General features: G+C 45.5%; 1 protein-coding gene and 5 tRNA genes. 4 read left to right on the top strand and 2 right to left on the bottom strand.

Annotation, left to right across the window (positions count from 1 at the left end; translation table 11 throughout):
* Window positions 1-73: transfer RNA gene (locus L976_RS11960), tRNA-Ala, on the bottom strand.
* A gap of 104 nt (window positions 74-177) precedes the next feature.
* Entirely contained in the window at window positions 178-1,587 is a 1,410-nt protein-coding gene (gene gltX / locus L976_RS11955; RefSeq protein ID WP_047536985.1) for a glutamate--tRNA ligase, read from the bottom strand.
* A gap of 514 nt (window positions 1,588-2,101) precedes the next feature.
* Here gltX and L976_RS11950 point away from each other — a divergent pair.
* From L976_RS11950 to L976_RS11935, 4 genes are all read left to right on the top strand, one after another.
* A tRNA-Val gene (locus L976_RS11950) sits at window positions 2,102-2,177 on the top strand.
* 48 nt (window positions 2,178-2,225) lie between these two features.
* Window positions 2,226-2,301: transfer RNA gene (locus tag L976_RS11945), tRNA-Val, on the top strand.
* A gap of 25 nt (window positions 2,302-2,326) precedes the next feature.
* Window positions 2,327-2,402: transfer RNA gene (locus L976_RS11940), tRNA-Val, on the top strand.
* Window positions 2,403-2,443: 41 nt separating this feature from the next.
* A tRNA-Val gene (locus L976_RS11935) sits at window positions 2,444-2,519 on the top strand.
* Window positions 2,520-2,548: the final 29 nt, after the last annotated feature.

Below are 2,548 nucleotides of genomic sequence, written 5' to 3'. Positions count from 1 at the left end.
TGGAGCTAGACGGGATCGAACCGTCGACCTCTTGCATGCCATGCAAGCGCTCTCCCAGCTGAGCTATAGCCCCAAACTTATTAAACCACATTTAAGTGCACTACAAGCATTTGCTCGTCTGTGTCTCAACTGCGAGGCGCATTCTATGCAGCGCACCTAAATGTGTCAACTCGTTTTTTAGGAATTTATTCTATCTGCTACAAATTCAATCGCTTTGGATATTCTTTGCTCAGAGCGTGCCTTTCCTATTAAGAATAAGGTGATATCTAAGCCTGGAGACTGCCCTGCTCCGGTCACAGCGACACGTAATGGCATCCCCACTTTACCCATACCCACTTCTAATTCCGCAGCGGTGGCTTCAATCGCTTGGTGGATACCTTCAACGGTCCACTCCGGTAATGCCGCTAGCTTTTGTTGCACTAATTGTAATGGCTCAAGTGCCACACCACGTAAATGCTTTTTCGCCTGCTCGGCATCGAACTCAGCAAAATCTTCATAGAAGTAACGGCTAGATACAGCTAACTCTTTTAACGTTTTGGCACGTTCAGCTAATGCTGTCACTACAGCTGATAAAGCTGGACCATTTGAGGTATCAATCTTTTGATCGTCCATATGCCACTGTAAGTGGGAAGCCACATATTCAGGATCAAGCGTCTTAATATAGTGTTGGTTTAACCAAACCAGTTTTTCGGTATTAAAGGCTGAAGGGGCTTTGTTAATATCATCTAACTTAAAGTACTGCTTCATTTCCTCTAAAGAGAATACTTCTTGATCGCCATGTGACCAACCTAAACGTACTAAATAGTTAAGCAGTGCTTCAGGCAGATAACCATCATCACGGTATTGCATCACGCTTACCGCACCATGGCGCTTAGACAGCTTGGCACCATCATCCCCTAAGATCATCGATACGTGGGCGTATTCAGGAATAGGTGCACCCAATGCTTTAAGGATGTTGATTTGGCGTGGCGTGTTGTTGATATGGTCTTCACCACGCACTACACAGGTAATCCCCATATCCCAATCGTCTACCACTACACAGAAGTTATAGGTAGGTACACCATCGGTACGAGCAATGATCAGATCATCTAACGCGTCGTTTGAGAATTCGATACGGCCACGAACATGGTCATCAAATACCACTGAACCACCGATAGGGTTTTTAAAACGTACAACAAAAGGCTCATCAGTATCACGCGCCGGCAAGTCACGGCAGCAACCATCGTATTTTTGTGCTTCACCATTTGCCGCTTGTGCTTCTCTTAACGCATCGATACGTTCACGCGAGCAATAACATTTATAGGCAGTGCCCTGCTCTAACATTTGCGCGATGATTTCGTTATAACGATCAAAACGCTTAGTTTGATAGTACGGGCCCTCATCCCACGTTAGACCTAACCAGTTCATGCCCTCTAAAATGGCATCACAAGCGGCCTGAGTAGAACGCTCAATATCCGTATCTTCGATACGTAAAACAAACTCACCGTTATTGGCACGGGCTTGTAACCAAGAATAAAGTGCAGTACGGGCACCGCCCACGTGCAAAAAGCCTGTTGGGCTAGGGGCAAAACGCGTCTTAGTTGTCATAGTGGGACACTAACCTATATAAAGTCGTCTAGATAAAGACAATCACGATAAAAAGTGGGCTTATTCTAGCAGCCTAAGTCAGCGCTGCAAATGGAACATATCCGCTGATAATACAGATAACACAAAAGTCGATGTATTAATTCGATATAGATATCGCTAGCTGACCAATCATAATAGAAACTAAACGCGCTCACTCACCTCGACTCAGGATCATAAATGTATACCAACGCTGTTGAACTCATGCCCTATAACCGACCTAAAAATCCATCGTCTCGTCGATATAGAAAACCTGATAAAGTTTAGTGGTTATTTGTGCGGTAATATTCACTATGGGCTGATATACAAAGCTTGCTTAAATCACTCAATCTTAAATTGCCCAATAAAGTAACACTTTAAATGAGCCCGTGATTAACATTAAGTCAATGCGAACAAAAATAGCGCGACCAATGCTTTTTTCATTAAAAAGCGTTGACACTCGATCGAACCTCCCTATAATACGGCTCCACACAGCAGAGGTCGCTTAGCTCAGCTGGGAGAGCACCTCCCTTACAAGGAGGGGGTCACTGGTTCGATCCCAGTAGCGACCACCATGTGTTAAATGCAAATTTAATCATGGTATACAAGTTGTTATATGCCCGGGTCGCTTAGCTCAGCCGGGAGAGCACCTCCCTTACAAGGAGGGGGTCACTGGTTCGATCCCAGTAGCGACCACCATACTCTTCAGTATTGATTTACCCCGGGTCGCTTAGCTCAGCCGGGAGAGCACCTCCCTTACAAGGAGGGGGTCACTGGTTCGATCCCAGTAGCGACCACCATATTTTTAGAATGACATTAAAGTTTGTATTGAAAGAATTCCGGTCGCTTAGCTCAGCCGGGAGAGCACCTCCCTTACAAGGAGGGGGTCACTGGTTCGATCCCAGTAGCGACCACCATATACTTCTCATCCACTGTGTCGTCATTC

The organism is Shewanella sp. ZOR0012 (assembly GCF_000798835.1).
In the GTDB taxonomy this organism is placed as follows: Bacteria; Pseudomonadota; Gammaproteobacteria; order Enterobacterales; family Shewanellaceae; genus Shewanella; species Shewanella xiamenensis.
This window is presented reverse-complemented; position numbering and strand designations above follow the sequence as displayed.

Bases quoted from the DNA above. Each gene is read 5' to 3' on its own strand.
- gltX (WP_047536985.1), bottom strand. From the start codon at position 1,587: ATGACAACTAAGACGCGTTTTGCCCCTAGCCCAACAGGCTTTTTGCAC.